This window comes from Mucilaginibacter sp. P4_G9, assembly GCF_056400985.1.
This window is the reverse complement of sequence record NZ_JBFUKF010000820.1, coordinates 1-1,022: the sequence shown is the minus strand read 5'-3', so window position 1 is coordinate 1,022 and position 1,022 is coordinate 1. Positions and strand designations below refer to the sequence as shown.

At 36.7% G+C, this 1,022-nt stretch carries 2 protein-coding genes; both read left to right on the top strand.

What is annotated here, in order from left to right; genetic code table 11:
- A partial coding sequence (locus tag AC1DPZ_RS27885; RefSeq protein WP_477409656.1) for an RNA polymerase sigma factor occupies positions 1-360 on the top strand: 360 nt, incomplete at its 5' end.
- A 244-nt stretch (positions 361-604) separates the two neighbouring features.
- Positions 605-1,022 (top strand): ligand-binding sensor domain-containing protein (locus AC1DPZ_RS27880; protein ID WP_477409654.1); only part of this gene is annotated, 418 nt, incomplete at its 3' end.

The following is a 1,022-nucleotide window of genomic DNA, read 5'->3' as shown; positions in this document are numbered from 1 at the left end:
GTTAAAGGATATTTCTTTGCTGTTATGCGATCAGTTTGTCTTGATTTTATAAAAAGCAAAAACCTTGTTGAAACCAGGATGGCGAGGATTGAATTTTTAGATCTCCAGATTTCGATAGAAGATGAAATTACGCAAAAAGAAGCGACGCTTAAGCAAAGTAGAATGATTGAATACGCGTTAAATCGCTTGCCCGACCGCCAGCAGGAAATAATTCGGCTCCGATTTTTTGAAGGACTGACTTGTGCCGAGATTGGATCGATGACTGGTATAAGATATCAATCGGTTGTAAATCATGTATATAGGGCGGTTCAAACGTTGAGGGAATTGTATGGAGCCGAAGATGAACTACGGGTAGCCTGACATTTTGTACAAACCGTTTTGCCATCACTTAGTTTGCGTGCATTAGAATTACAAATAAGTTTTAGATGAAGTATATTTGGTTGTAGGTAGTACGATCATTTTTTAGTAAATGGGTTTAATGGTTCGGGCAAAAAGCGGCGAATAATTATGCCTTTTTCCTTAACTTGTGTTTGTGTTGATTATAAAGATTGTTGTTGCAACATTTCATTTTGAGCCACTGTAACCCTAATAAACGGAATTCATAATGCCCTGTCGATCTCTTATTATTTTTGTTTTTCTCTTCATCGCATTTATAAATCCGTCTTTCGCCCAAAATCTCGGTTATTTAGGTTTAGAACAAGGATTATCCAACAACTCAGTAACCAGTATTTATAAAGACAAATATGGTTTTATGTGGTTTGGCACGTTAGACGGGTTGAATCGCTTTGACGGTTATAGTTTTGCAAAATATAGAAAAAGAGTTCGTGATCCGTATAGTTTGAACGATAACACTGTATATGGTATAACCGGAACCCCCGATGGTAAATTGTATGTAGGAACATCGAAGGGGCTTAGCATTTTAGATTATAAAAGTCTGAAATTTTCAAATGCAAGCTATATATCTGCAAGTTTGCCTGATCGTTCTGTTTTGCCTTTTAGTACTTGGGTACAGTGTTTAAAGG